Origin of the sequence: Nonomuraea zeae, assembly GCF_005889725.1 — a bacterium.
Classification (GTDB): Bacteria; Actinomycetota; Actinomycetes; order Streptosporangiales; family Streptosporangiaceae; genus Nonomuraea; species Nonomuraea zeae.
Genome location: NZ_VCKX01000210.1, coordinates 1 through 22,497 on the forward strand (window position 1 = coordinate 1; position 22,497 = coordinate 22,497).

18 protein-coding genes are annotated in these 22,497 nt (G+C 71.6%); 10 read left to right on the top strand and 8 right to left on the bottom strand.

Annotated elements, in window-relative coordinates; translation table 11 throughout:
• A partial coding sequence (locus ETD85_RS43675) for a PucR family transcriptional regulator ligand-binding domain-containing protein (RefSeq protein WP_240779825.1) occupies window positions 1-1,172 on the bottom strand: 1,172 nt, incomplete at its 3' end.
• 76 nt (window positions 1,173-1,248) lie between these two features.
• Here ETD85_RS43675 and gabT point away from each other — a divergent pair.
• Both gabT and ETD85_RS43685 read left to right on the top strand, forming a co-directional pair.
• A complete protein-coding gene (gene gabT, locus ETD85_RS43680; protein WP_138695727.1) occupies window positions 1,249-2,577 on the top strand; it encodes a 4-aminobutyrate--2-oxoglutarate transaminase in 1,329 nt (442 codons plus the stop codon).
• Window positions 2,578-2,788: 211 nt separating this feature from the next.
• On the top strand, window positions 2,789-2,989 hold the full coding sequence (locus tag ETD85_RS43685; RefSeq protein ID WP_138695728.1) for a hypothetical protein: 201 nt from the start codon (window positions 2,789-2,791) through the stop codon (window positions 2,987-2,989).
• 250 nt (window positions 2,990-3,239) lie between these two features.
• On the opposite strand, the gene ETD85_RS43690 is transcribed toward ETD85_RS43685, so the two are convergent.
• The 3 genes from ETD85_RS43690 to ETD85_RS43700 all read right to left on the bottom strand — a co-directional run bounded on the left by ETD85_RS43690 (window position 3,240) and on the right by ETD85_RS43700 (window position 7,295).
• Entirely contained in the window at window positions 3,240-4,424 is a 1,185-nt protein-coding gene (locus tag ETD85_RS43690) for an extracellular solute-binding protein (protein WP_138695729.1), read from the bottom strand.
• 88 nt (window positions 4,425-4,512) lie between these two features.
• Entirely contained in the window at window positions 4,513-6,018 is a 1,506-nt protein-coding gene (locus tag ETD85_RS43695; RefSeq protein WP_138695730.1) for a CoA-acylating methylmalonate-semialdehyde dehydrogenase, read from the bottom strand.
• Window positions 6,015-7,295, bottom strand: coding sequence for an aspartate aminotransferase family protein (locus ETD85_RS43700; protein WP_138695731.1), 1,281 nt, complete (start codon window positions 7,293-7,295; stop codon window positions 6,015-6,017). The genes ETD85_RS43695 and ETD85_RS43700 overlap by 4 nt, the downstream gene beginning before the upstream one ends.
• Before the next feature lie 235 nt (window positions 7,296-7,530).
• On the opposite strand from ETD85_RS43700, the gene ETD85_RS43705 reads away from it, so the two are divergent.
• Window positions 7,531-8,229: an alternative oxidase gene (locus ETD85_RS43705; protein ID WP_170247158.1), complete on the top strand. Its 699-nt coding sequence runs from the start codon at window positions 7,531-7,533 to the stop codon at window positions 8,227-8,229.
• Here the strand turns inward: ETD85_RS43705 and ETD85_RS43710 are convergent.
• Window positions 8,226-9,680 carry an MFS transporter gene (locus ETD85_RS43710; protein WP_138695733.1) on the bottom strand — a complete coding sequence of 485 codons (1,455 nt, stop codon included), beginning with the start codon at window positions 9,678-9,680 and terminating at the stop codon, window positions 8,226-8,228. The genes ETD85_RS43705 and ETD85_RS43710 overlap by 4 nt on opposite strands.
• 54 nt (window positions 9,681-9,734) lie before the next feature.
• Here ETD85_RS43710 and ETD85_RS43715 point away from each other — a divergent pair, with 54 nt between their 5' ends.
• The 5 genes from ETD85_RS43715 to ETD85_RS43735 all read left to right on the top strand — a co-directional run bounded on the left by ETD85_RS43715 (window position 9,735) and on the right by ETD85_RS43735 (window position 15,222).
• The gene (locus ETD85_RS43715; RefSeq protein WP_138695734.1) at window positions 9,735-10,436 is read left to right on the top strand and encodes a TetR/AcrR family transcriptional regulator; all 702 of its coding nucleotides are present in this window, start codon (window positions 9,735-9,737) and stop codon (window positions 10,434-10,436) included.
• Between the two features lie 12 nt (window positions 10,437-10,448).
• Entirely contained in the window at window positions 10,449-12,077 is a 1,629-nt protein-coding gene (locus tag ETD85_RS43720) for an AMP-binding protein (RefSeq protein ID WP_138695735.1), read from the top strand.
• A 66-nt stretch (window positions 12,078-12,143) separates the two neighbouring features.
• Window positions 12,144-13,760 carry a PucR family transcriptional regulator gene (locus ETD85_RS43725; RefSeq protein WP_138695736.1) on the top strand — a complete coding sequence of 539 codons (1,617 nt, stop codon included), beginning with the start codon at window positions 12,144-12,146 and terminating at the stop codon, window positions 13,758-13,760.
• 27 nt (window positions 13,761-13,787) lie between these two features.
• Entirely contained in the window at window positions 13,788-14,171 is a 384-nt protein-coding gene (locus tag ETD85_RS43730; RefSeq protein ID WP_138695737.1) for a cupin domain-containing protein, read from the top strand.
• Window positions 14,172-14,193: 22 nt separating this feature from the next.
• Window positions 14,194-15,222 carry a methyltransferase gene (locus ETD85_RS43735; protein WP_138695738.1) on the top strand — a complete coding sequence of 343 codons (1,029 nt, stop codon included), beginning with the start codon at window positions 14,194-14,196 and terminating at the stop codon, window positions 15,220-15,222.
• Here the strand turns inward: ETD85_RS43735 and trpS are convergent.
• Window positions 15,219-16,181 (bottom strand): tryptophan--tRNA ligase, encoded by a 963-nt coding sequence (gene trpS / locus ETD85_RS43740; RefSeq protein ID WP_138695739.1) that lies wholly within the window; start codon window positions 16,179-16,181, stop codon window positions 15,219-15,221. The genes ETD85_RS43735 and trpS overlap by 4 nt on opposite strands.
• Window positions 16,182-16,439: 258 nt before the next feature.
• Here trpS and ETD85_RS43745 point away from each other — a divergent pair, with 258 nt between their 5' ends.
• The gene (locus ETD85_RS43745) at window positions 16,440-17,909 is read left to right on the top strand and encodes a phosphodiester glycosidase family protein (protein ID WP_138695740.1); all 1,470 of its coding nucleotides are present in this window, start codon (window positions 16,440-16,442) and stop codon (window positions 17,907-17,909) included.
• Window positions 17,910-18,002: 93 nt separating this feature from the next.
• On the opposite strand, the gene ETD85_RS43750 is transcribed toward ETD85_RS43745, so the two are convergent.
• Window positions 18,003-18,458, bottom strand: coding sequence for an Lrp/AsnC family transcriptional regulator (locus tag ETD85_RS43750; protein ID WP_138695741.1), 456 nt, complete (start codon window positions 18,456-18,458; stop codon window positions 18,003-18,005).
• A gap of 100 nt (window positions 18,459-18,558) precedes the next feature.
• Between ETD85_RS43750 and ETD85_RS43755 the strand changes: the two genes are divergently transcribed.
• Entirely contained in the window at window positions 18,559-19,185 is a 627-nt protein-coding gene (locus ETD85_RS43755) for a LysE family translocator (RefSeq protein WP_138695742.1), read from the top strand.
• A gap of 11 nt (window positions 19,186-19,196) precedes the next feature.
• Here ETD85_RS43755 and ETD85_RS43760 read toward each other — a convergent pair.
• On the bottom strand, window positions 19,197-22,497 hold a 3,301-nt coding region (locus ETD85_RS43760), incomplete at its 5' end, for a tetratricopeptide repeat protein (protein WP_206059250.1).

Here is a 22,497-nt window from a genome sequence, read left to right on the forward strand (position 1 = left end):
CTCCGGGCCACCGCCACCGCCAGCGCCCGCCTGGCCTGGTCGATCGCCCCGCGCAGGGCCGCGGAGCCGTAGCCGCACGGCAGGCTGACCCCCACCGGCCCGTCCCCCTCGCTCACGACCTGGTCCGCCGCCGTCTCGGACACCAGGGCGACGGCCGCCCGCTCGTCGAGGTCGAGCAGGGCCGTGAAGGCATGGGGCTCCAGCGCGTCGAGCGCCTCCACGCCGGCCGCGAGCACCACCAGCGGCTCCTCCGGCAGCCGGCCCCCGAGCGGCGCCAGCACCGCACGGGCCTGGTCCTCGGCACCGGCCAGCAGCAGCTCCAGCACGGCCCCGCGGATCCGCCGCCCGGCCTCCCCTTGCGCCCGGCCCTGCTCCATGGCCAGCGTGAGCAGCGACCCCGCCGCGTTGATCACCGTGTGCGTGACCGGTGAGAAGGGCTCCCGGGCCCCGGCGGCGAAGAAGCCGCGCGGGCGCGGCCCGCCGCCCAGCGGCTGCACCACGATGTGCTCGCCGGGCCCGGACAGCGCCAGGCTGGCCGGCAGGCGGTCCCCCGAGGGCAGGGCGCGGCCGGTGCGGAGCCGGCCCAGCTCGGCTGACACGGCCCCCGTCTGCGCGCCCGGCGTCGCGTGCCGCACCTCCCCCGCCTCGTCCAGCAGCGCCGCCCAGCCGCCGACCTCGCCGGCCAGCCGGTCGATCACCGCGTGCATCCCCTCGGGCCGCAGGGCCGCCCGCGTCAGCCGCCCCTGCGCCGCGAAGGCACGCGTGATCTCCTCGTACTGCTCGGCGGCCAGCAGCTCGCTCACCGCCTTGCCGATCGCGATGAAGGGTGTCTCCCGGGGCACCTCCAGCAGGGGCAGTCCGGCCGCCTCAGCGGCCTCGACGAGCGCCTCGGGGACGTGCTCGTGCGAGACCCCGACGCCGAAGCCGAGCCCGGCCACGCCGCGCGCCACGAGCCGGGCGACATAGCTCGACAGGTCGCCTTCCATCCGCATGCCCGTGGTGAGGAGCAGCTCATCCCCCTCCAGGTAGGGCGTGGGGTCGGCGAGCTCGCTCACCGCCACCCAGCGCACCACGGCGTCCATCCGCCCGCGCGCGGAGGTCCCGGCCAGCGGCCGCATCCCCATACGGCGCACCACGGTCTGCAGCGAAGGCGGCATGCGAGTTTTGTCCATTCCGGCAAAGATGAGCACCCCTAGTGTGACATATCGACGTATCGGCGCAGGTAGGAGGCCGCCGTACCGTCGGACCATGAGCATTCCCCAGGAGCGGCGTGTCGTGACCGCGATCCCAGGCCCCAAGTCGCAGGAGCTGCTGGCCCGCAAGGAGGCCGCCGTCCCGCCCGGCATCGGCACCACCCTGCCGGTCTTCATCACCCGCGCGGGCGGCGGCGTGGTGCAGGACGCCGACGGGAACTCGCTGATCGACTTCGGCTCCGGCATCGCCGTGACGAGCGTGGGCAACGCCGCCCCCAAGGTCGTCGAGCGCGTCCAGAAGCAGGTCGCCGACTTCACCCACACCTGCTTCATGGTCACCCCGTACGAGTCGTACGTGCAGGTGTGCGAGAAGCTCAACGAGCTGACCCCCGGCGACCACGAGAAGCGCACGTTCCTGGTGAACTCCGGCGCCGAGGCCGTCGAGAACGCGGTCAAGATCGCCCGGCACGCCACGGGCCGCCAGGCCGTCGTGGTGTTCGACCACGGCTACCACGGCCGCACGCTGCTAACGATGACGCTGACGGCCAAGAACATGCCGTACAAGCACAAGTTCGGCCCGTTCGCGCCAGAGGTGTACCGGGTGCCGCTGGCCTACCCGTTCCGCTGGCCGAGCGGCCCGGAGAACTGCGCGGAAGAGGCCGCCGAGCAGGCCATTGACATGATCACCAAGCAGATCGGCGCGGAGAACGTGGCCGCCGTGGTGATCGAGCCGATCGCGGGCGAGGGCGGGTTCATCGAGCCGGCCAAGGGCTTCCTGCCGCGCGTCGCCGAGTTCTGCCGGGCCAACGGCATCGTGTTCGTGGCCGACGAGGTGCAGACCGGCTTCGCCAGGACGGGCACCCTGTTCGCCTGCGAGGACGAGGGCGTGGTGCCCGACATCATCACCACCGCCAAGGGCATCGCGGGCGGCCTGCCGCTGGCCGCCGTGACCGGCCGCGCGGAGATCATGGACCAGGTGCACGCCGGCGGGCTCGGCGGCACGTACGGCGGCAACCCCCTCGCCTGCGAGGCCGCGCTGGGCGTGCTGGAGACCATCGAGGAGGAGGACCTGGTCGCCAGGGCTCGCCGCATCGGCGACATCATGCTCCCCCGGCTCAGGTCGCTCCAGGAGCGCTTCGACATCATCGGCGACGTGCGCGGCCGGGGCGCGATGATCGCGATCGAGCTGGTCGAGCCCGGCACCAAGGAGCCGAACCCGGCCGCCGTGCAGGCCGTCGTCAAGCGCTGCCACGCGGAGGGCCTGCTGGTCCTGACCGCGGGCACGTACGGCAACGTGCTGCGCTTCCTGCCACCTCTGGTGATGCCCGAGCACCTGCTTGAGGAGGGCCTCGGCATCCTGGAGAAGGCGATCGCCGAGCTTTAGCCAAAATCCCTGCGAATCGGGCATCCAGCTTGCGGCTGGATGCCCGATTTTGTTGGTGTAACTGCCGTCACTCGGGTAGAGAATTCACCCTGACTTGACGCGCACCTAGACGCTCACGGCCTCGGTCAGGGTTATAACGGTTGCGATGTACGGAGGGGCGATGGCTGCTGGGAGCGTGATGAACTGGGGTCCGTCGAGAACGGCGCGAGATATGTTGACGTTCGACCCTGAGGGCCTGACCGGGGCCCAGCGCGACGGCGACGCCTGCGTCGTCTGTCACAAGAGATGGCCGCGGCCGCGCGTGCGCGTGGGCCGGCTGCCCGACGACTCCTCGGTGCACGCCTGCGGCGACTGCGCCGAGGCTCTGATGCCCGCCCCGCTGGCCACCGTCGTGGCCTTCCCGTCCCGGTGAACCGGCCCACTGAACCGGCCCACTGAACCGGCCCACTGAACCGGCCCACTGAACCGGCCCACTGAACCGGCCCACTGAACCGGCCCGGTGAAAAGGCCCGGTGAAAAGGCCCGCTCGACCGGCGGGAGGGCCGCCGGGCAAGCGAGACGCCCCGGGACGGGGGGAAGGCCCGGGGCGTCCCTGCAGGTCGCGCCCAGCGGGGGGAAGGGCGCGCCCGCGGCACGGTCAGGTGGGGATCGGCGGCCCCCACTCACTTGGCGACGAGCTCAGTCCACCGTCGCGTCCAAGCGTCATAGTTGGTGCATTCCCCGTCCTCGGCCGGGCAACCGCCGGGCGGCCGCACGGCGAACACGACCCGGTCGAGCGCCTTGGACTTGCCGCCCATCCCGTACGCCTCGCACATCGGCTTGGCCCGCCCCTTGCACGCCTTGTCGCTGGCGGGGGCCATGCCCGCCCACGCGGCGGCGTCGCGCTGCGCGCCGGGGGCGCTCACCCAGTTGAGCCACCGGTAGGCGCACGTGGTGTCGGGCAGGTTCGCGCCGAGCATCCAGGAGTCCACCCACCCCGTGGTCTTCCGCGTCTCCAGGGCCTTGACCTGCTTGCCCGCCTGCTGCAGGAGCAGGCGATAGTACGGGGTGGCCTGGGCGTAGTCGAGCGACCCGGTGGCGAATCCCTTGAGCAGGTCGATCGGGTTCTTCCAGTAGGTGCGCTCCTTGTGCTCCTCCAGCAGCGCCATCGCCCGGTCGAGCTGGGCCTCGGTCAGCTCGAACGGCTCGTCGGCCGAGCCTTCGGCCAGCGCGGCGTCGGCGATGCTCAGCGGGCTGTCCTTGAGCGCCACGCGGTCGGAGCCGAACACCTGCTTGAGGTCGTCGCCGCCCTTGACCATGGTCGAGTCGTAGATGAACTCGTGATAGGCCCACAGGTAGGGCACGCCGTACACCTTGCCCGACACGGTGGACAGGTCGCGCAGGCGCTTTTCGATGTCCTCGTAGCCGGTCACCTTGGCCGGGTCGATGGCCTGCACCTGTTTGTTCTGGATCAGGCTCCCGGCCAGCGCGGGCCCGGCGGACACCACGTCGTAGGGGCGCTCCTTGAGCCTGTCGTCCATGTCCTTGGCGGTCTGCACGGCGTCGAGCCTGGCGATCCGGCAGCCGGTCTCCTTCTCGAACGAGCCCACCCAGTTGACCTTGGGGCTGGTGCCGCCGTATTCGGCGTAGCCGCGGTAGGTGAGGATCTGCAGCGTGCCGTCGCTCTGCGTCGCGCTCGGTGTGGGAGTGGGGGTGGGGGTGCCCCGGAGGGTCGCCGTGGGCGTGGGCCGCGCCGCCGAGGTCTGCGAGCGGGCCTCGGCCGGGGCCGGGCCGGGAGTCGCCGCGCCCATGCCGGCGACCAGCGCCGAAGCGGCGAGCGCCAGAGCACATGCACGGCGACGATTCACGAAGTCCCCCTAAGTCCGTCTGCTGGAGCTTACCGGGGACGCGGCCGGGACGGACGCTCGTCCGCCCCGGCCAGGGAATCGCGGCGGCCTACTTGTTGGTGGGGAAACCGAGGTTCACGCCGCCGTGCGAGGGGTCGAGCCAGCGGGAGGTGACGACCTTGCCCCGGGTGTAGAAGTGGACGCCCTCGGTGCCGTGCACGTGGGTGTCGCCGAAGAGGGAGGACTTCCAGCCGCCGAAGCTGTAGAAGGCCATCGGCACCGGGATCGGCACGTTGATGCCGATCATGCCGACCTCCACCTCGTTCTGGAAGCGCCTGGCCGCGCCGCCGTCGTTGGTGAAGATCGCGGTGCCGTTGCCGTACAGGCCGGCGTTGATCAGCTCCACCCCTTCCTCGTACGAGCCGACGCGCACGATCGACAGCACCGGGCCGAAGATCTCGTCCACGTGCGTGCGCGAGCCGGCCGGGACGTGGTCGAGCACGGTCGGGCCGAGCCAGAAGCCGGGCGTGCCGGACGCCTTGCCGCCGCCCAGCACGGGGGTCTCGCGGCCGTCCACGACCAGCTTGGCGCCTTCCTGGACGCCGAGGTCGAGGTAGGAGGCGACCTTGTCGCGGTGGACCTCGGTGACGAGCGGCCCCATCTGGGACTCGGGGTTGTCGCCCGGGCCGATCACGAGCTGGTCGACGCGCTCGACGATCTTCTGGACGAGCTCGTCGCCGATCGGGTCCACGGCCAGCACGACCGAGATCGCCATGCACCGCTCGCCCGCCGAGCCGAACCCGGCCGACACCGCCGAGTCGGCCACCAGGTCGAGGTCGGCGTCCGGCAGCACCAGCATGTGGTTCTTCGCGCCGCCGAGCGCCTGCACCCGCTTGCCGTGCGCGGTGCCGGTCTCGTAGACGTACTTGGCGATCGGGGTGGAGCCGACGAACGAGACGCCGCGCACGTCGGGGTGCTCCAGCAGCCGGTCCACGGCGACCTTGTCGCCCTGCACGACGTTGAACACGCCGTCGGGGAGCCCGGCCTCCTGCCAGAGCCGCGCCATGAGCAGCGAGGCAGACGGGTCCTTCTCCGACGGCTTGAGCACGAACGCGTTCCCGCACGCGATCGCGATGGGATACATCCACATCGGCACCATGGCCGGGAAGTTGAACGGCGTGATCCCGGCCACGACGCCGAGCGGCTGGCGCATCGAGTAGGAGTCGACCCTGGTCGAGACGCCTTCGGAGAAGCCGCCCTTGAGCAGGTGGGGGATCCCGCAGGCGAACTCCACGACCTCCAGGCCCCTCGCCACCTCGCCGAGCGCGTCGGAGTGGACCTTGCCGTGCTCGGCGGAGATCAGCGCGGCCAGCTCGTCGCGGTGGGCGTACATGAGCTCGCGGAAGCGGAACAGCACCTGCGACCGCTTGACCAGCGACGCGTCCCGCCAGGCGGGGAAGGCGGCGACGGCCGCCGCCACGGCGGCGTCGACGTCGGCCGCCGAGGCCAGCGTGACGTGCCCGCTGACCTCCCCGGTCGCCGGGTCGAAGATCTCCGACGTACGGTCGTCGCCGCCGGCCAGGGCGCCGTTGATCCAGTGCTTGACGGACTTCACTGAGCTGCTGCCTCCGCGTCGATGACTTCGAGTGCGTGCACGATGATGGCCAGGCCCTCGGTCGCCTCGTCCACCGTGAGGGTGAGGGGCGGGGCCATCCTGATGGCGTTGCCGTACAGGCCGCCCTTGCCCGCCAGCAGGCCGGCCTTCTTGGTCTCCTCCATGAAGCGGGTGGCCTGGGCGGGGTTGTCCAGCTCGATCGCGAACATCAGGCCCTTGCCGCGCACGTCCTTGACGATCGCCAGCCGCTCGGCCGCCTCCTTGAGCCCGCCGATGATGATCGCGCCGGTGCGCGCGGCGTTGGCCTGCAGGTCGTGGTCGAGCACGTAGTCGAGGGTGGCGTTCGCGGCGGCCATGGAGATCGGGTTGCCGCCGAAGGTGGACAGGCCGACGGCGTGCGGGGCGTCCATCAGGTCGCCGCGCGCCACGACGCCGCCGACCGCGAAGCCGTTGCCGAGCCCCTTGGCGAACGTGATCATGTCAGGGGTCACGCCGTGGTTCTGGATGCCGAAGAACGCGCTGCCCGTACGGCCCCAGCCGGTCTGCACCTCGTCGGAGATGAAGTGGATGCCCTGCTCGTCGAGCACCTCCTTGTAGGCGGCGAACAGCCCGTCGGGGGCCATCGTGAACCCGCCCACGCCCTGGATCGGCTCGGCGATCAGCGCGGCCACGTCGCCGGCGACCGAGGTGGCCAGCACGTGCCGCAGGTCCTCCGCGCACGCCTTGATGTAGTCGGCGTCCGACAGGCCCTTGAACTGGGTGAGGTGCCGGTCGGCGCCGTGCAGGAAGTGCACGTTGAGCGGGGAGAGCGAGTTGTTCTTCCACGCGCGGTTGGAGGTGACGCTGATCGCGCCGAAGCTGCGGCCGTGGTAGCTCTGCCGCATGGCGAGGACCTGGTCGCTCTTGCGCGCGTACGTGGACAGCAGCAGCGCCGTCTCGTTGGCCTCGGTGCCGGAGTTGGTGAAGAAGACCTTGGCGTCGGGGATGCCGGAGAGCCGCGCGATCTTCTCGGCCAGCTCGATCTGGCCGCGCAGCAGGTAGACGGTGCTGGTGTGCACGACGCCGGTGGCGAGCTGGCGCTCCACGGCCTCGCGTACCTCCGGCACGTCGTAGCCGATCATGTTGGTCAGGATGCCGGCGAAGAAGTCCAGATAGCTCTTCCCGTCGGCGTCGATGACGCGGTTGCCCTTGCCGCTGATGATCTCGATGGGGTCGTTGTAGTTGAGTGCCAACCAGTTCGGCATGACTGCCCGGTGGCGCGCGAGAAGCTCCGACATGTTACGAGTATCCCGGTCCCGTCCCCATGCTCCTAACCGCAACCTGTCGGCGCGCGGTCAAATCACCTTACATCGTGTAAGTCCACCCCTTAGGGGATGTCCCGTGCGCCTGGCGATGTACGGGAGACCCGGCCGATACACCCCCGGAGGCACCTGTGATGACCACTGGCGGGCGACGACCCGGAGCACCGTGATCGACGACCATCGGATCATCCACAGCGAAGGAGAGATCGAGATGACCATCACCGTCGACCACCGCCCGCAAGCGCCGTCCGGCCCGCCGAAGCTCGACCGCGACCAGCTCCGCCGTGCCCAGCAGGACACGATGAACACCCCTCGGATGGCCTACAGCCTGCTGGCGAAGATGATGTTCAAGCCGGTGGACCTCATGTACGGCAAGAAGGGCTCGTACACGAAGTTCGCCATGCTGGAGATCATCGCCCGGGTGCCGTACCAGGCGTGGGAGCGCATGGGCTACTGGGCGGTGCACCGGCACGCGGGCCGCTCGGCGCTGGCCAGGAGGGTCTTCGAGCGCATCGTGGAGGCCCGCGCCGACCAGGACAACGAGCAGTGGCACCTGCTGATCGTGCAGGACCTCGTGCAGCGCACCGGGCAGCGGCAGACGTGGCTGCTGCACAAGGCGGCGCCGTGGGCGATCGCGTTCTTCTACTACCACGTGTCCTGGATGCTGTTCCTGGTCAGGCCGGACTGGAGCTACCGGCTGAACGCCGAGTTCGAGGACCACGCCGAGCACGAGTACATGACGTTCGTGGCCGAGAACCCCGACCTGGACTTCGTCCCCGACCCCGGCACCTACGCCGCCGAGTACGGCCGCTACCGCTCGGTGGCCGACCTGCTGCGCCAGATCGGCCACGACGAGCGCACCCACAAGCTCGACAGCCTGGAGAGCATGCGGGAGCCCCGTGTCCGCTAGACCTTCTCGGGCTCGGGCGCGGGCGCGGCGACGGGAGCCGCCGGGCGCAGCACGATCACCGCGAGCAGCGCGGCGGCCACGCTGAAGCCGGCGCCCACCCACGACCCCACGTGCATCGCATCGGTGAACGCCGCCCTGGCGGGCGCCACGATGCCGAGCTTGAACGCCTCTCCGATCGATTCCTGTGCCGCCGCGGGCACGCCGGCCGGCATCGACGAGGTGAACACCCCCGCCAGCACGCTGCCCAGGACGGCGATGCTCAGGGCCAGGCCGACCTGCTGCACGGTGTCGTTCAGCGCGGAGCCGACGCCCGCGTGCTCCAGCGGGATCGCCCCCATCAGCGAGGCGTAGGCGGAGGGCCCCGCCAGGCCGCCGCCCGCGCCCATCAGCACCAGACCGAACATCAGCGGCAGGTAGCCGGTGGTGGTCGCCATCAGCACGAACCCGCCGCCCATGACGAGCAGGCCGGCCGAGATCAGCACCCGGTTGCCGAGCTGCTTCCCGAGCGTCGCGCCGATCCCGTTGAAGATCACCGCGGCCGCCGCCTGGGGCAGCATGGCCAGCCCCGCCTGCAGCTCGCCGTAGCCCAGCACGAACTGCAGGTACTGGGTGAGCATCAGCATGACGGCCCCGGCGCCGAACGACATCAGCAGGATCGAGAACGACGCGCCGCTGAAGTTGCGGTTCCTGAACAGCTCGAGCGGCAGCATCGGGTGCTCCTGGCGCCGCTCCCAGATCACGAAGGCCGCGAGCGCGACCACGGCCAGCCCGATGACCAGCGGGTTCCACTCCCGCTCGATGATGACGTAGACGGCCGAGGTGAGACCGACGATCGACAGCACCACGCCCACGGGGTCGACCCTGCGCCCGCCGCTGCGCGTCTCCGGCATCAGCGCGAACGCCGCGACGATGGCCAGCACCGCGATCGGGATGTTCAGCAGGAAGACCGAGCCCCACCAGTAGTGCTCCAGCATGGAGCCGCCCAGCGTCGGCCCCGCGATCACGCCGAGCATGGCGACGCTGCCCCAGATGGCCATGGCCTTGCGCCGCTCGTCCTCGTCGAAGACGGTCATCAGGATCGACAGGGTCGAGGGCATCAGGATCGAGCCGCCGACGCCCATCAGGGCCCGCGCGCCGATGACCTGCCAGGGCTCGGAGGCCAGCACGGCGAGCAGCGACGCGCCGCCGAAGAAGGCCAGGCCGATGACGAGGAACTTCCTGCGGCCGTACCGGTCGGACAGGCTGCCCGCGGTCAGCAGGAGACCGGCGAAGACCAGGACGTAGGCGTCCAGGATCCACTGGATGTCGGAGGGCGTGGCGCCCAGCTCCTTGATCAGGGAGGGGATCGCCAGGTTGAGCACGGTGCCGTCCACGGTGAGCACCAGCAGCGAGAGGCAGAGGACGACGAGAATCCACCATCGGCGTGGGTCTCGTACAGTGTTCGAGTTCACTCGCACACCGTACGATAAACTCGCACACTGTGCGAGTGGATTTATCCTGGAGACATGACCGGCAAGCCGCTCGCCTCCGTCTGGCTCCGTGAGCCGCGCAAGGCCACGAGCCCAGGGCGCAGTCGCGAGGAGATCGTCAGCGCCGCGATCCAGCTGCTCGACGAGGAGGGGCACTCCGGGCTGAGCATGCGCAAGCTCGGCGCGAAGCTGAGCGCGGGCGCCACCAGCCTCTACTGGTACGTGGCCAACAAGGACGAGCTGCTGGAGCTGGCCTACGACGAGGTGTGGGGCGAGATGCCCGTCCCCGATCCCGGCCAGGTGGGCTGGCGCGCCTCCGCCTCCGCCATGGCCCGCGGCATGCGCCAGGTGATCCTGCGCCACCCGTGGTCGGCCGACCTGATCGGCCGGATGCCCGCGCTCGGCCCGCAGGCGCTGGGCGTCACCGACAAGATGCGCAAGACGTTCAAGGCGGCCGGGTTCCGCGGGCTGGAGATCGACTACGCCAACTCCACGCTGACCGCCTTCGTGTTCGGCATGACGATCCCGGAGATCGCCTGGGACGCCGCGACGAACACGCCCGACTACGACGCCGAGGAGATGCGCGCGTCGGTCGTCAGGGCGGCGGCCCAGTTCCCCGATCTCCTGGAGAGCGTCAACCTGGACACATACGACGATCCGCAGGCCATGCGCGAGATGTGCTTCGACTTCGGCCTGGCGTCCGTGCTCGACGGCCTTGAGCGGCGGCTGGTGACGTAGCAGGATCCGGGCATGAGCGATTTTCGTGCTGCCCGCGACTCCCTTCTCGGCGCCGACCCCGCCACCGCCCGCCGCGACTTCCGCTGGCCGCGGCTCGACGAGTTCAACTGGGCGCTCGACTGGTTCGACGGGGTCCTGGCCGCCGAGACGCCCGGCGCCGTCGCTCTCAAGATCGTGGGCGCGAGCCGCGCCTCCTACACCTTCGCCGAGCTGTCGGCCCGCTCCAACCAGGTCGCGAACTGGCTGCACGAGCAGGGGGTGCGCCGGGGCGACCGGATCCTGCTCATGCTCGGCAACCAGGCCGAGCTGTGGGAGGCGCTGCTGGCCGCGATGAAACTGGGCGCGGTGATCATCCCGGCGACCACGCTCCTGACCGCCAAGGACATCGCGGAGCGCGTCGAGCGGGGCGGCGTCTCCCATGTGATCGCCAACGCCGCCGACGCGGGCAAGTTCGGGGGCGGCTCGTACACGAGGATCGCCGTCGGCGACGCCTACAACTGGCTGCCCTACCACGAGGCCTACGAGGCGAGCGAGGTCTTCGCCCCCGACGCGCCCACGCGGGCCGATGACACGCTGCTGCTCTACTTCACCTCGGGCACGACCTCGCAGCCGAAGCTGGTCGAGCACACGCACGCGTCCTATCCGGCCGGGCACCTGTCGACCATGTTCTGGATCGGGCTCCAGCCCGGCGACGTGCACCTCAACGTGTCCTCGCCGGGGTGGGCCAAGCACGCGTGGAGCAACGTGTTCGCGCCGTGGAACGCGGGGGCCACCGTGCTGATCCACGACTACCAGCGCTTCTCCGCGCCCGCGCTGCTGGAGGTGCTGCGGGACGAGCGGGTCACCACGTTCTGCGCGCCGCCGACCGTGTGGCGGATGCTCATCCAGGAGGACCTGGCCGCCTGGCAGCTCCCCCTGCGGACGGCCGTGGCCGCCGGCGAGCCGCTCAACCCCGAGATCATCGACCAGGTGGCCAAGGCGTGGGGCATCACGATCAGGGACGGCTACGGGCAGACCGAGACCACCGCGCAGATCGGCAACGCCCCCGGTGAGCCGGTCAGGCCGGGCTCGATGGGCCGCCCGCTGCCCGGCTACGAGGTCGTGCTCGTCGATCCGGTCACCGGCGAGCAGGGGGACGACGGCGAGATCTGCCTGCCGCTGGACGCCCGCCGCCCCCTCGGCCTCATGTCCGGATATGTCGGTGGATCGAGTGAAGCGATGCGCGGCGGCTTCTACCACACCGGCGACGTCGCCACCCGCGACCACGACGGCTACATCACCTACGTCGGCAGGACCGACGACGTCTTCAAGGCCTCCGACTACCGCATCTCGCCGTTCGAGCTGGAAAGCGTCCTGCTGGAGCACCCGGCGGTGACCGAGGCGGCCGTCGTGCCCGCGCCCGATCCCGTACGCCTGGCCGTGCCGAAGGCGTACGTGACGCTCGCGCCGGGGTTCGAGCCGGACGAGGGGACCGCCCGGTCGATCTTCGAGCACTGCCGGCGGGAGCTGGCCCCTTACAAGCGGGTGCGGCGGCTGGAGTTCGACGAGCTGCCCAAGACGATCTCCGGCAAGATCCGCCGGGTCGAGCTGCGCGTACGCGAACCACGGCGGGAATACCGCGAAGAGGATCTCAATCCATGACAATGCGTGCAAACTGTAAACGGGCCCCTGGCCGTTCTTACAGGCTGATCGGCTAGGCTCGGCCCCGTGTTGCCCACCATCGCCGACGTCCTCGCTCTGGAGACCGTACGCCGGGGCAGCCCGCGCGTGGTCGCGGGCGCCGACCGGCTCGACACCAAGGTGCGGTGGGTGCACGTCGGCGAGATCGCCGACCTCGCCCACCTGCTACGCGGCGGAGAGCTGGTGCTCACCACGGGCGTCGCGCTGCCCGAGGACCCCGAGAAGCTCGCCGACTACATCGGCGAGCTCTCCTCTGTCGGCGCCTCCGGCCTGATCGTCGAGCTGGGCCGCAGGTTCGTCCGCGAGCTGCCCCGCTCGGTGGTCAAGACGGCCGAGGAGCACGGGCTGCCGCTCATCGTGCTGACCCGCGAGACGCCGTTCGTGCAGATCACCGAGTCCGTGCACGCGCGCATCATCGACATCCAGCTGGAGGAGCTGCGCGCCTCCGAGCAGCTCCACGAGGTGTTCACCGAGCTGTCGGTCGAGGGCGCCTCCCCCGCCGAGGTGCTGGCCCAGGTCGCCCGGCTCTCCGGCAAGCCCGTGCTGCTGGAGAACCTCGCGCACCAGGTGCTGGCCTGCGAGTCCGCGGGGCGCGACGCCGGGACCCTGCTGGCGGGGTGGGAGAGCAGGTCGCGGGCGGTGGCCCCGGCCGAGCGCACCGCCTACGACCCGGCCTCCGGCTGGCTGTGCACCACAGTCGGGGCGCGCGGGCAGGACTGGGGGCGCCTGATCCTGCTCTGCGACACGGCGCCGTCGCCGCGCGACATGGTGCTGGCCGAGCGCGCCGCCACCACGCTGGCCCTGGGCCGCCTGCTGGAGCGCCACCAGGAGTCGCTGGAGCGGCAGGCGCACGGCACGATCATCACCGGCATCCTGACCCACGCCTACGCCGATCCCGACGAGGCCGCCGCCCGCGCCCGCGCCGTCGGCGTGCCGCTCACCGGGCGCAAGCTGATCAGCGTGGTCATCCGCCCCACCGACCCCGCGGACCAGGCGCTCGACGGGCAGGCGCAGCTCGGCGAGCTGGCCGAGGCCACCGCCGCCGCCTGCCGCGACGCCCGCCTGCCCGCCCTCGTCGGCGCGCTCGACCAGGAGCGGGTCGGGGTCCTGCTGCCGCTCCCGCCGCGCACCCAGGCCGAGCCGGCGCTGACCGCGCTCGCCGACCGGCTGCGCGTGCTGTGGCGGCCCGGCTCGGCGTTCGTGCTGGCGGCGGGCTCGGTGGTGGAGTCCATCAGGGACGTACGCCGCAGCTTCCTCGAAGCCGAGCAGGTGGCCGACGTGGCGGTGCGCCAGCCGGACGGCCGGGCCTTCTACCGGCTGCCCGACCTGCGCCTGCGCGGCCTGCTCCACCTGCTGCGCGACGACGCGCGGCTGCAGACGTTCGCGGAGCGGGAGCTCGGCCCGCTGCTGGCCCACGACGCGCAGCGGGGCGGCGACCTGTCCAGGATCCTGCGCATCTATCTCGACGCGGGCCGGAACAAAGCGGTCGCCGCGCAGAAGGCCCATCTGTCCAGGCCCGCCTTCTACGACCGCCTGCGCCGCCTCGAACGCATCCTCGAGACCGACCTCGACGACGTCGAGTCGTGTCTCTCGCTCCACGTGGCGCTGCTGGCGCTGGAGTCGTTCCGCCGGGAGTCACGTTGAGTGCGCCGATGTGCTGGAATGGGCGATATGTCTGATGTTCTGATGCCCGACGTGGCCGACCTCGGCCGCATGCTCGCCACCGCCGGCGCCTTCTCCGTGCCCGTCCACGACGTACGGCTGACCCCTGACGCGCTCGACCCCGAACAGATCGTCGCGGGCGACCCCGTCACGTCGTCGCTGGAGCTCGGTGACGGCCGGGGCATCTGGGAGATCACCCCCGGCGTGGTGACGGACGTGGAGACCGACGAGATCTTCGTCGTGCTGTCCGGCCGCGCCACGATCGCCGTCGAGGGCGGCACCACGATCGAGGTCGGGCCCGGCGACGTTTGCCTGCTGGCCGAAGGCGCCAGGACGACGTGGATCGTGCACGAGACGCTCCGCAAGGTCTACCAGACCCGCCGATCCGCCTGATCCGCCGCTTACCGTCGCAAGTGTGCCCCTCTTCATCAACGCCCTGGAGGCGGCGGCCCACCGGCTCTCGGTCGTGCCGCCCATGTTCGACTACTTCAACGCCCTGGGCCTGCACGCCCTCATCGCGGCGGCTCGGATGGGGGTGTTCGACGCCCTGGACGAACGCCCGTCCACCGGCGACGAGCTGGCGGCGACGCTCGGCCTCGACCCGTCGTCGACGACCATGCTGTTACGCGCCCTGGCCGGGCTCGGCTACCTGCGGATCCGGCGCGGGCGCTACCGGCTGACCCGCGTGTCGCGGCTGTGGTTCACGACCGGCTCTGCGACCTCGCTGGTCGCGGGGCTGGAGTTCTGGGAGCGTACCGCGTGCGTGGTCTGGCCGCGGCTGGAGAAGACCGTACGCGACGGATCACCGGCCACGCCGTTCTACGAGCTGCTCGAGAACGACCCCGAGCTGTCGCGCTCGTTCCAGGCGTGGACGGCGGCGGTGGCCAGGCGGCAGGCCCCGGCGACCGCCCGCGCCATCCCGGTGCCGCGCGGCGCCGGGCGGGTGCTGGACGTGGGCGGCGGCCACGGCGTGTTCAGCATGGCGCTGCTGCGGCGCCACCCCGGGCTGCGCGCCACCGTGCTCGACCTGCCGCGAGCGCTCGACGCCGCGGCCGAGCACCCCCGGCTGACCCTGCGCGCCGGATCCTTCCTGAGCGACGACCTGGGCGGCGGGTACGACGTCGTGCTGCTGTTCAACATCGTGCACGGGCTGGACGACGAAGCCGTGGCCGCGCTCCTGCCGCGGCTGGCGGCGGCGCTCAACCCCGGAGGCACGATCGTGGTGGGCGACCAGTTCGGCGACAGCGTCATGCCCGGACGGGCCAGCCGCACCCTGCTCGGCCTGCTGGACCTGAACTACCGGGTGGCGGCCGGTGGCCGGGTGCGCGGGTTCGCGGAGGTGTCGCGGCTGCTGCGGGAAGCCGGCTTCCGCCGGCCACGACACCGCCGCCCGCTGCGTTCCGTGACCACCGAGCTGGCCATCGCCGAAACGCGCCGGCGCTAGAACCCCATCGCCGCGCGCACCTCGTCGAGGGTGACGATCGCGCGCTCCCTGGCCCGCCGGTTGCCCTCGGCAAGGAGCTGCCGGACGTCCGACTCCGTGTGCTCGGCCCGGCGCTCCCTGATCGGCCGCAGGAACTCGTTGACCGCCTCGGTGACCAGCTTCTTGAGCGCGACGGCTCCCCCGTCGCCGATCTCCGCCGCGAGCTCCTGGGGCGGCCGGCCCAGGCAGAGCCCGGCCAGCGTGAGCAGGTTCGCCACCTCCGGCCGCCGCTCCTCCTCGAACGTGATCAGCCGTTCGGAGTCCGTCCGCGCCTTGCGGATGAGGGCGGCCGTCTCGTCCTCGGTGGCCGACAGGGCGATCGCGTTGCCGCGGCTCTTGCTCATCTTGCCGCCGTCCAGCCCCTTGAGCGACGGCTGCGCGCCCATCATGGCCTCGGGCAGCGGGAACACCTCGCCGTAGCGCTCGTTGAAGCGCCGCGCGACGAGCCGCGTCACCTCGACGTGCGGGAGCTGGTCCTTGCCGACCGGCACCAGCGTGCCCTTGCAGAACAGGATGTCGGCCGCCTGGTGCACCGGATAGGTGAACATCAGGCCACTGACCGCCTGCTGCGAGCTGTGCGCGATCTCGTCCTTCACCGTGGGGTTGCGCTGCAGCTCGGCCACCGAGACCAGGCTCAGGAACGGCAGCAGCAGCTGGTTCAGCTCCGGGACGGCGCTGTGCTGGAAGATCGTGACCTTGGCCGGGTCGAGCCCGATCGCCAGGTAGTCGAGCAGCAGGCCGGTGATGTTCCGCTGGATCTCTCCGGGCAGGTCCCGATCGGTGATCACCTGGTAGTCGGCGATCAGCACGTACATCGGATATCGGTCCTGCAGGGCCACCCGGTTGGCCAGCGAGCCGAAGTAGTGGCCCAGATGCAGCGGCCCGGTCGGGCGGTCGCCCGTGAGAACAAGGTCGTTCATTACGGTCTCTCCTTTGGGGGTCATGCCGTCCCGGAGAGAGCCCGCACGCTCAGCTGGCCGTCTCAGGGACGGCCTGCGCATGGGTGATCAGCGGCCGTCTACCGGCCGCCACCACATGCTGATGCGTGACATACACCAATCGTATCCGCACGGGGTGTCAATCTCGTAACTGCTTGAACCATTTAGCGTGTTCCGCTGCCCCGGGCACCTTGATCTCGTCAGGATGGTGCGGTCCCTTTACCGCCCTCTGGAGAATTCATGTCTCGACGTACCCTCGCCGGCGGCCTGGCCATAGCCGCGGCACTCACTCTCACCACGCTGCCCGCGTCCGCGCAGCAGCTGTCGGTGAAGTTCCCGTCGGCCAAGTTCCCGCTGGGCACCCGGCCGGCGGCGACCAAGACGATGACCGCCGTGACGCAGGGCATCGACCTGTACGACGTGAAGGCGGGCACGTCCACCGACGGCTACACGGTGACCATCCTGATGCCCAGCGGCCGTGACTACGGGACCCTGCCGACCGCCGAGGCCCGGGTCGCCGAGGTGGAGGCGGCCGGCGAGAGCGCCAGCCTGCAGAAGGTGATCAGGCCCGGCGTCGCCGACGCCCCCTCGCAGACCGTCTACATGGTGCGGGTCGGCCTCTGGTCATTCGACGACAAGAAGAAGGCCGAGGAGACGGCCAAGACGCTCAAGGAAGCCGGGCTGAAGGTCAAGGTCGACTACCTCGGCGACGACGGGCTCAAGACCACTGGCCCCTGGGACGCCAAGGTCGTCATGATCGACGCCGGGACCTTCCGCGGCTCGTACGTCGCCTCGCTCGGCTCCAGCGTGGCCAAGCGCGAGACCGTCTCGTCGATGGCCAAGGCCCGCAAGGCGGTGCTCGGCGTCAACGGCGGCTTCTTCAACATCCACACCGCCAAGGCGCTGCGCGGCGAGCCCGTCGGCGCGTCCGTCGTGGGCGGCAAGCTGCTGAGCGAGGCCGTCCCCGGCCGCTCGGCGGTGGTGCTCAGGGGCCGTACCGCCAAGATCACGGAAATCAAGACGACCGTGACCGCGACCTCGCAGGACGGCGAGAAGGTCGAGGTCAACGGCATCAACCGGGCCGCCGTCACGGACGAGCTGGTGCTGTACACGGAGGAGTACGGAGCCAAGACGCCCACCGGCGGGACCGACGCCGTCCTCGACGCCAACGGCAAGGTCGTCGGCCTGCGCGCCTCGGGCGGCGCGGTGGGCGCGGGGCTGCGCGTCCTGCACGGCAACGGCCTGGCCTCGGACTGGCTCAACGAGCACGCCTGGGCGGAGTGGACCGTGAAGGTGGAGACCAAGGTCGTGGACCTGCGCACCAAGAAGGCGCTCAAGCTGACCCCCGACCTCAACGTGATCGCGGGCAGCGTCGGGCTCGTGCGCAACGGCAAGGTGAAGATCACCGCCAAGCTCGACGGCCACGACTCCATGAACATGATCCTGCGCCGCCACCCGCGCACGCTCCTCGGCACGACCAGGAACGGCAGCCTGATCCTGGCCACCATCGACGGCCGCCAGCCCGGCGTGACAGTCGGGGCGAACTTCGTGGAGGCCGCCCAGTTCATGCGCTGGCTGGGCGCGACCCAGGCCATCAACCTGGACGGAGGCGGCTCGACGGCGATGGTCGTCGGCGACAAGCTGGTGAACCGGCCCTCTGACGGGTCCGAGCGCGGCGTCGGCGACGCGCTGCTCGTCCTGCCCGGCTAAGCGGCTCGAAAGGGGGCCCACACCACGTGGGCCCCCTTTTTTTGCGTGGGCCCTTTTTGCGTGGGCCCTTTTTGCGGCCACGTTCTGTCGCGGTCATGCCACCGGCAGCCCCGTGTCCGGTTTCACCGCCTTCATCGCCAGGTGCGAGGTCAGCTGCGCCACCCCCGGCAGCCCGGACAGCCTCTCGCTGTAGAAGCGCTCGTACGCCGCCAGATCCGCGACGGCCACCCGCAGCAGGAAGTCCGGATCTCCGAACAGCCGGTGCGCCTCCACCACCTCCGGCATCCCCGCCACCTGACGCTCGAACTCCGCCACCGTGTCGTGATCCTCGTACCTCATCACCACCGTGACGAACGCCTGGAACCCGCGCCCCACCGCGGCGCCGTCGAGCAGTGCCCGATAGCCGCGGATGACCCCCGACTCCTCCAGTTGCCGCACCCGGCGCAGGCACGGAGACGGCGTCAGCCCCACCCGGTCGGCCAGCTCGGTGTTGCTGAGCCGCCCGTCCCGTTGGAGCTCTTGGAGGATCCTGCGGTCGATTCTGTCCACGACGCAACATCCTGCCACGTTCGCCATTCACTCCGCACAAAGCCACCATCGCGTGCCACGCCCCTTGAACTACCGTCGGACGCGGACAAAGGAGGACCTCGTGGACACCCGGCTGTTGTTGCTGTTCCTCGGCATGGATCTGCTGCTGGTCTGCACCCCGGGGCCCGACATGCTCTACGTGCTGGCCCGCTCGCTCGGCCAGGGCCGCAGGACGGGCCTGACGGCCGTGGCGGGCATCTGCGCCGGTTACGCCGTGCACACCGTCCTGGCCGCCGCCGGGCTCGCCGCCGCACTCCAAGCCGTGCCCGCCGCCCTGCCCGCGATGCGGTACGCCGGAGCCGCGTACCTGGTGTTCCTCGCGGCCAGGACGCTGGCGGCGCTGCGCAGGCCCGCCAGCCTCGCGGCCGGGACGAGCGCGCAGCCGACCGGGACGGTGCTGCGGCAGAGCCTGCTCACGTCCCTGCTCAACCCGAAGGGCGTGCTGCTCTACCTGTCGCTGATGCCGCAGTTCATCACGCAGGGGACGGGCGTCCCGCTCGGCGTCCAGCTCACCGCGCTCGGCCTGCTCCACGTCGTGAACTGCGCGCTACTCTACGGCCTGGTCGCCGTCGCCACGGCGCGCGCCGGCCGGGCCATGGCGGGGACCCCGAAGGCGGCGCGCCGGATCTCGGCCGTCTCGGGCACGCTGCTGCTCGTGGTCGCGGCGGCCACTCTCGGCGCCCACTAGAGCCCCGCACCTCAGGCCCGCGCCTGTTCGGTCCAGTAGGCGAGCTGCTCCCTGGTGGTGACGGTGGCGGGATGGCCGGCGCCGAGCACCCGCTCCCTGACCGGCAGCAGCGCGGCGCACAGGTCGCGGGCCGCCGCCGGGTCGCCCGCTCGGCCGGTCCAGTAGGCGAGGTTCGCGCGGGCGGTCAGGGTGTCGGGGTGGTCGCGGCCCTGGACGCGTTCTCTGGCCGGCAGCAGGGCGGCGTACTGGCTCCTGGCCGCCGCGGGATCGCCCAGCTCGCCGGTCCACCGCGCCAGCTCGTGCCGGATGGTGAGCGTGTCGGGGTGGTCGGGGCCGAGCACGCGCTCCCTGACCGGCAGCAGGGCCGCGTACTCGTCCCTGGCCGCCTGCGCGTCCCCCGCCTGCCCCGTCCAGTACGCCAGGTTGTGCCGGGTGATGAGGGTGTCGGGGTGGTCGGGGCCGAGCACGCGCTCCCTGATCGGCAGCAGGGCCGTGCACTGGTCCCTGGCCGCCGCCGGGTCCCCCGCCTGGCCCGTCCAGTACGCCAGGTTGTGCCGGGTGGTCAGGGTGTCGGGGTGGTCGGGGCCCGAGGTGTGCACGCGGCGTACGAGCAGGTCCGCGTACTGGTCGCGGGCCGAGGCGGCGTCGCCCAGCTCGCCGGTCCAGCGGGCCAGCTCGTGCCGGGTGATCAGCGTGGATGGGTGCTCGGGGCCGAGGATCCGCTCGCGGATGGGCAGCAGGGCGGTGCAGTGGAGACGGGCCGCCGCCGGATCCCCGGCCAGGCCGGTCCACTGGGCCAGGTTCGCGCGGGCGGTGAGGGTGTCGGGATGGGCCGGGCCCTGGACGCGTTCGCGAACGGGGACCAGCTCGGCGTAGAGATCCCTGGCCGCGGCCGCGTCCCCCAGCTCGCCGGTCCACCGCGCCAGCTCGTGCCGGATGGTGAGCGTGTCGGGGTGGTCGGGGCCGGAGACCCGCTCGCGTACGAGGAGCAGCGCCGCGTACTGGTCGCGGGCCGCCACCGCGTCCCCCAGCTCGCCGGTCCACCTGGCCAGCTCGTGCCGGTTGATCAGCGTGGAGGGATGCTCGGGGCCCTGGACGCGTTCGCGGATGGGCAGCAGGGCCGCGTACTGGTCCCTGGCCGCCGCCGGGTCCCCCGCCTGGCCGGTCCACTGGGCGAGGTTGGCCTGGGTGATGAGGGTGTCACGGTGCTCGGGGCCGGAGACCTGGCTGCGGATGGGGAGCAGGGCGGCGTACTGGTCCCGGGCGGCCACCGCGTCCCCCGCCTTGCCGGTCCACTGGGCGAGGCTGTGGCGGGTGGTCAGGGTGTCGGGGTGCCGGGGGCCCAGCACGCGTTCGTAGATGGGGACCAGGGCGGCGTACTGGTCGCGGGCCGCGGCCGAGTCGCCGGCCTCGCCCGTCCACTGGGCCAGGTTCGCCCGGACCGTGAGCGTGACGGGGTGCTCGGGGCCGAGCACGCGTTCCCTGATCGGCAGCAGGGCCGCGTACTGGTCGCGGGCGGCCACCGCGTTGCCCGCCTCGCCGGTCCACTGCGCCAGGTTGGCCCTGGCCGTCAGCGTGTCGGGGTGGTCGGGCCCCTGGACGCGTTCGCGAACGGGGACCAGCTCAGCATAGAGATCCCTGGCCGCCGCCGCGTCCCCCAGCTCGCCCGTCCAGCGGGCCAGCTCGTGCCGGATGGTCAGCGTGTCGGGATGCTCGGCGCCCTGCACCCGCTCGCGGATGGGCAGCAGGGCCGCGTACTGCTCGCGCGCCGCCGCCGCGTCCCCCAGCTCTCCCGTCCACCGGGCCAGCTCGTGGCGGATGGTCAGCGTGGAGGGATGCTCGGGGCCCTGCTCGCGTTCGCGGACGGGGAAGAGCGCCGCGTACTGCTCGCGCGCCGCCGCCGCGTCCCCCAGCTCTCCCGTCCACCGGGCCAGCTCGTGCCGGGCGGTCAGCGTGGACGGATGCTCCGCGCCCAGTTTCGCGGTGAGCGCCTCGCAGATCTCCAGGAACAGGGATCTGGCCGTGCGATAGTCCCCGATGACGCCCAGGTAGCGCGCGGTCTTGTCCATGCCGGGCGAGCCGGCGGTGAGCACCGTACGGATGTGCGGCAGCAGGTGCGCGTACGTCGGCCAGTTCGCCGCCTGCGCGGGGTCGTCGGGCAGCACGGCCTCCAGGAGCACGGCGGCGGCATCGCGCCACCGGCGCCGCGCGCGGCGGCCGAGCTGGTCAAGGGTGACGGCCTGGACCAGGCGGTGCACCGAGACCGTGCCGTCCACCGGCTGGCCGATCAGACTGTGGCGACGCAACGCGCTCACGGCGGCGTTGACCATCACGGGGTCGCGCGGCAGCTCCTGCATCACCGCCAGAGCGCCCAGCAGGGGCCGGGAGTCGCGCAGCCGGCGCACCGTCGAGCTCGGCAGCCTCCCGTACGCCCGCTGCCGCCTCGTGTCGTCGCTGAACAGCTCGCGCGGCGAGCGCCGTTCGAGCTGCGACAGCAGCAGGTGGTACGGGACGGCCTCGTGGGAGTAGCAGGACAGCACGCGCAGCAACGCGATCGCCTGCGGGCTCGTGCGGGCCAGACGCTGGAAGGCGAGCTGCCAGGTGGTCGTGACGCGCTCGCGGTAGCCCCAGGCCTGCCCCTGCGCGAGCAGCTCGGCACGCTGGCGGTGCAGGAGGTCGTGGTACTCGGCGATGGTCAGGCCGGTGTCGGCCATGAACGCGCCGGCCTGCTCCAGCGCCAGCGGCAGCGCGCCCAGCTCGATCGCGACCTGCGCCGCCGCCGCGCGGTCGTCCTGCCCGGACCGCACCAGCACCAGGGCCGTCGCGGGCTCCGGCTCCAGCACGGGCAGCTCCAGCCCCTGCGCCGGGGGCCAGTTCCCGGACCGGCTGGTGACCAGCACGTGCCCCGGCCCGGCGGGCGGCAGGAAGGGGTTGAGCACGTGGGCCTCGGGCGCGTTGTCGAACATCAGTAACCACGGCTCCGCGCTGGCCGCCAGCGCGGCGTGCACCTGATCGACCGGGTCGGCCGCATCGACCGTCTCCCGCAGGCCGAGCAGCGCCGCCAGCCGGGCGAACGCGGCCGACAGGACGGCGGGCTCCACGGCAGGCAACTGCCAGACGAGCCGGTAGCTCCGCTGGTAGCGGTGCGCGTACTCCAGGGTCAGGCTCGTCTTGCCGACCCCACCGAGGCCGTGCACGACGATCACGCAGGGCTGGGTGTCGCCGCTGGTCAGACGCTCCCGAAGCCCTTCGACCACCGCGTCCCTGCCGAGCAGCTGCGGTGGTCTGGGGGGTAGCTGCATGGGGCGGGTG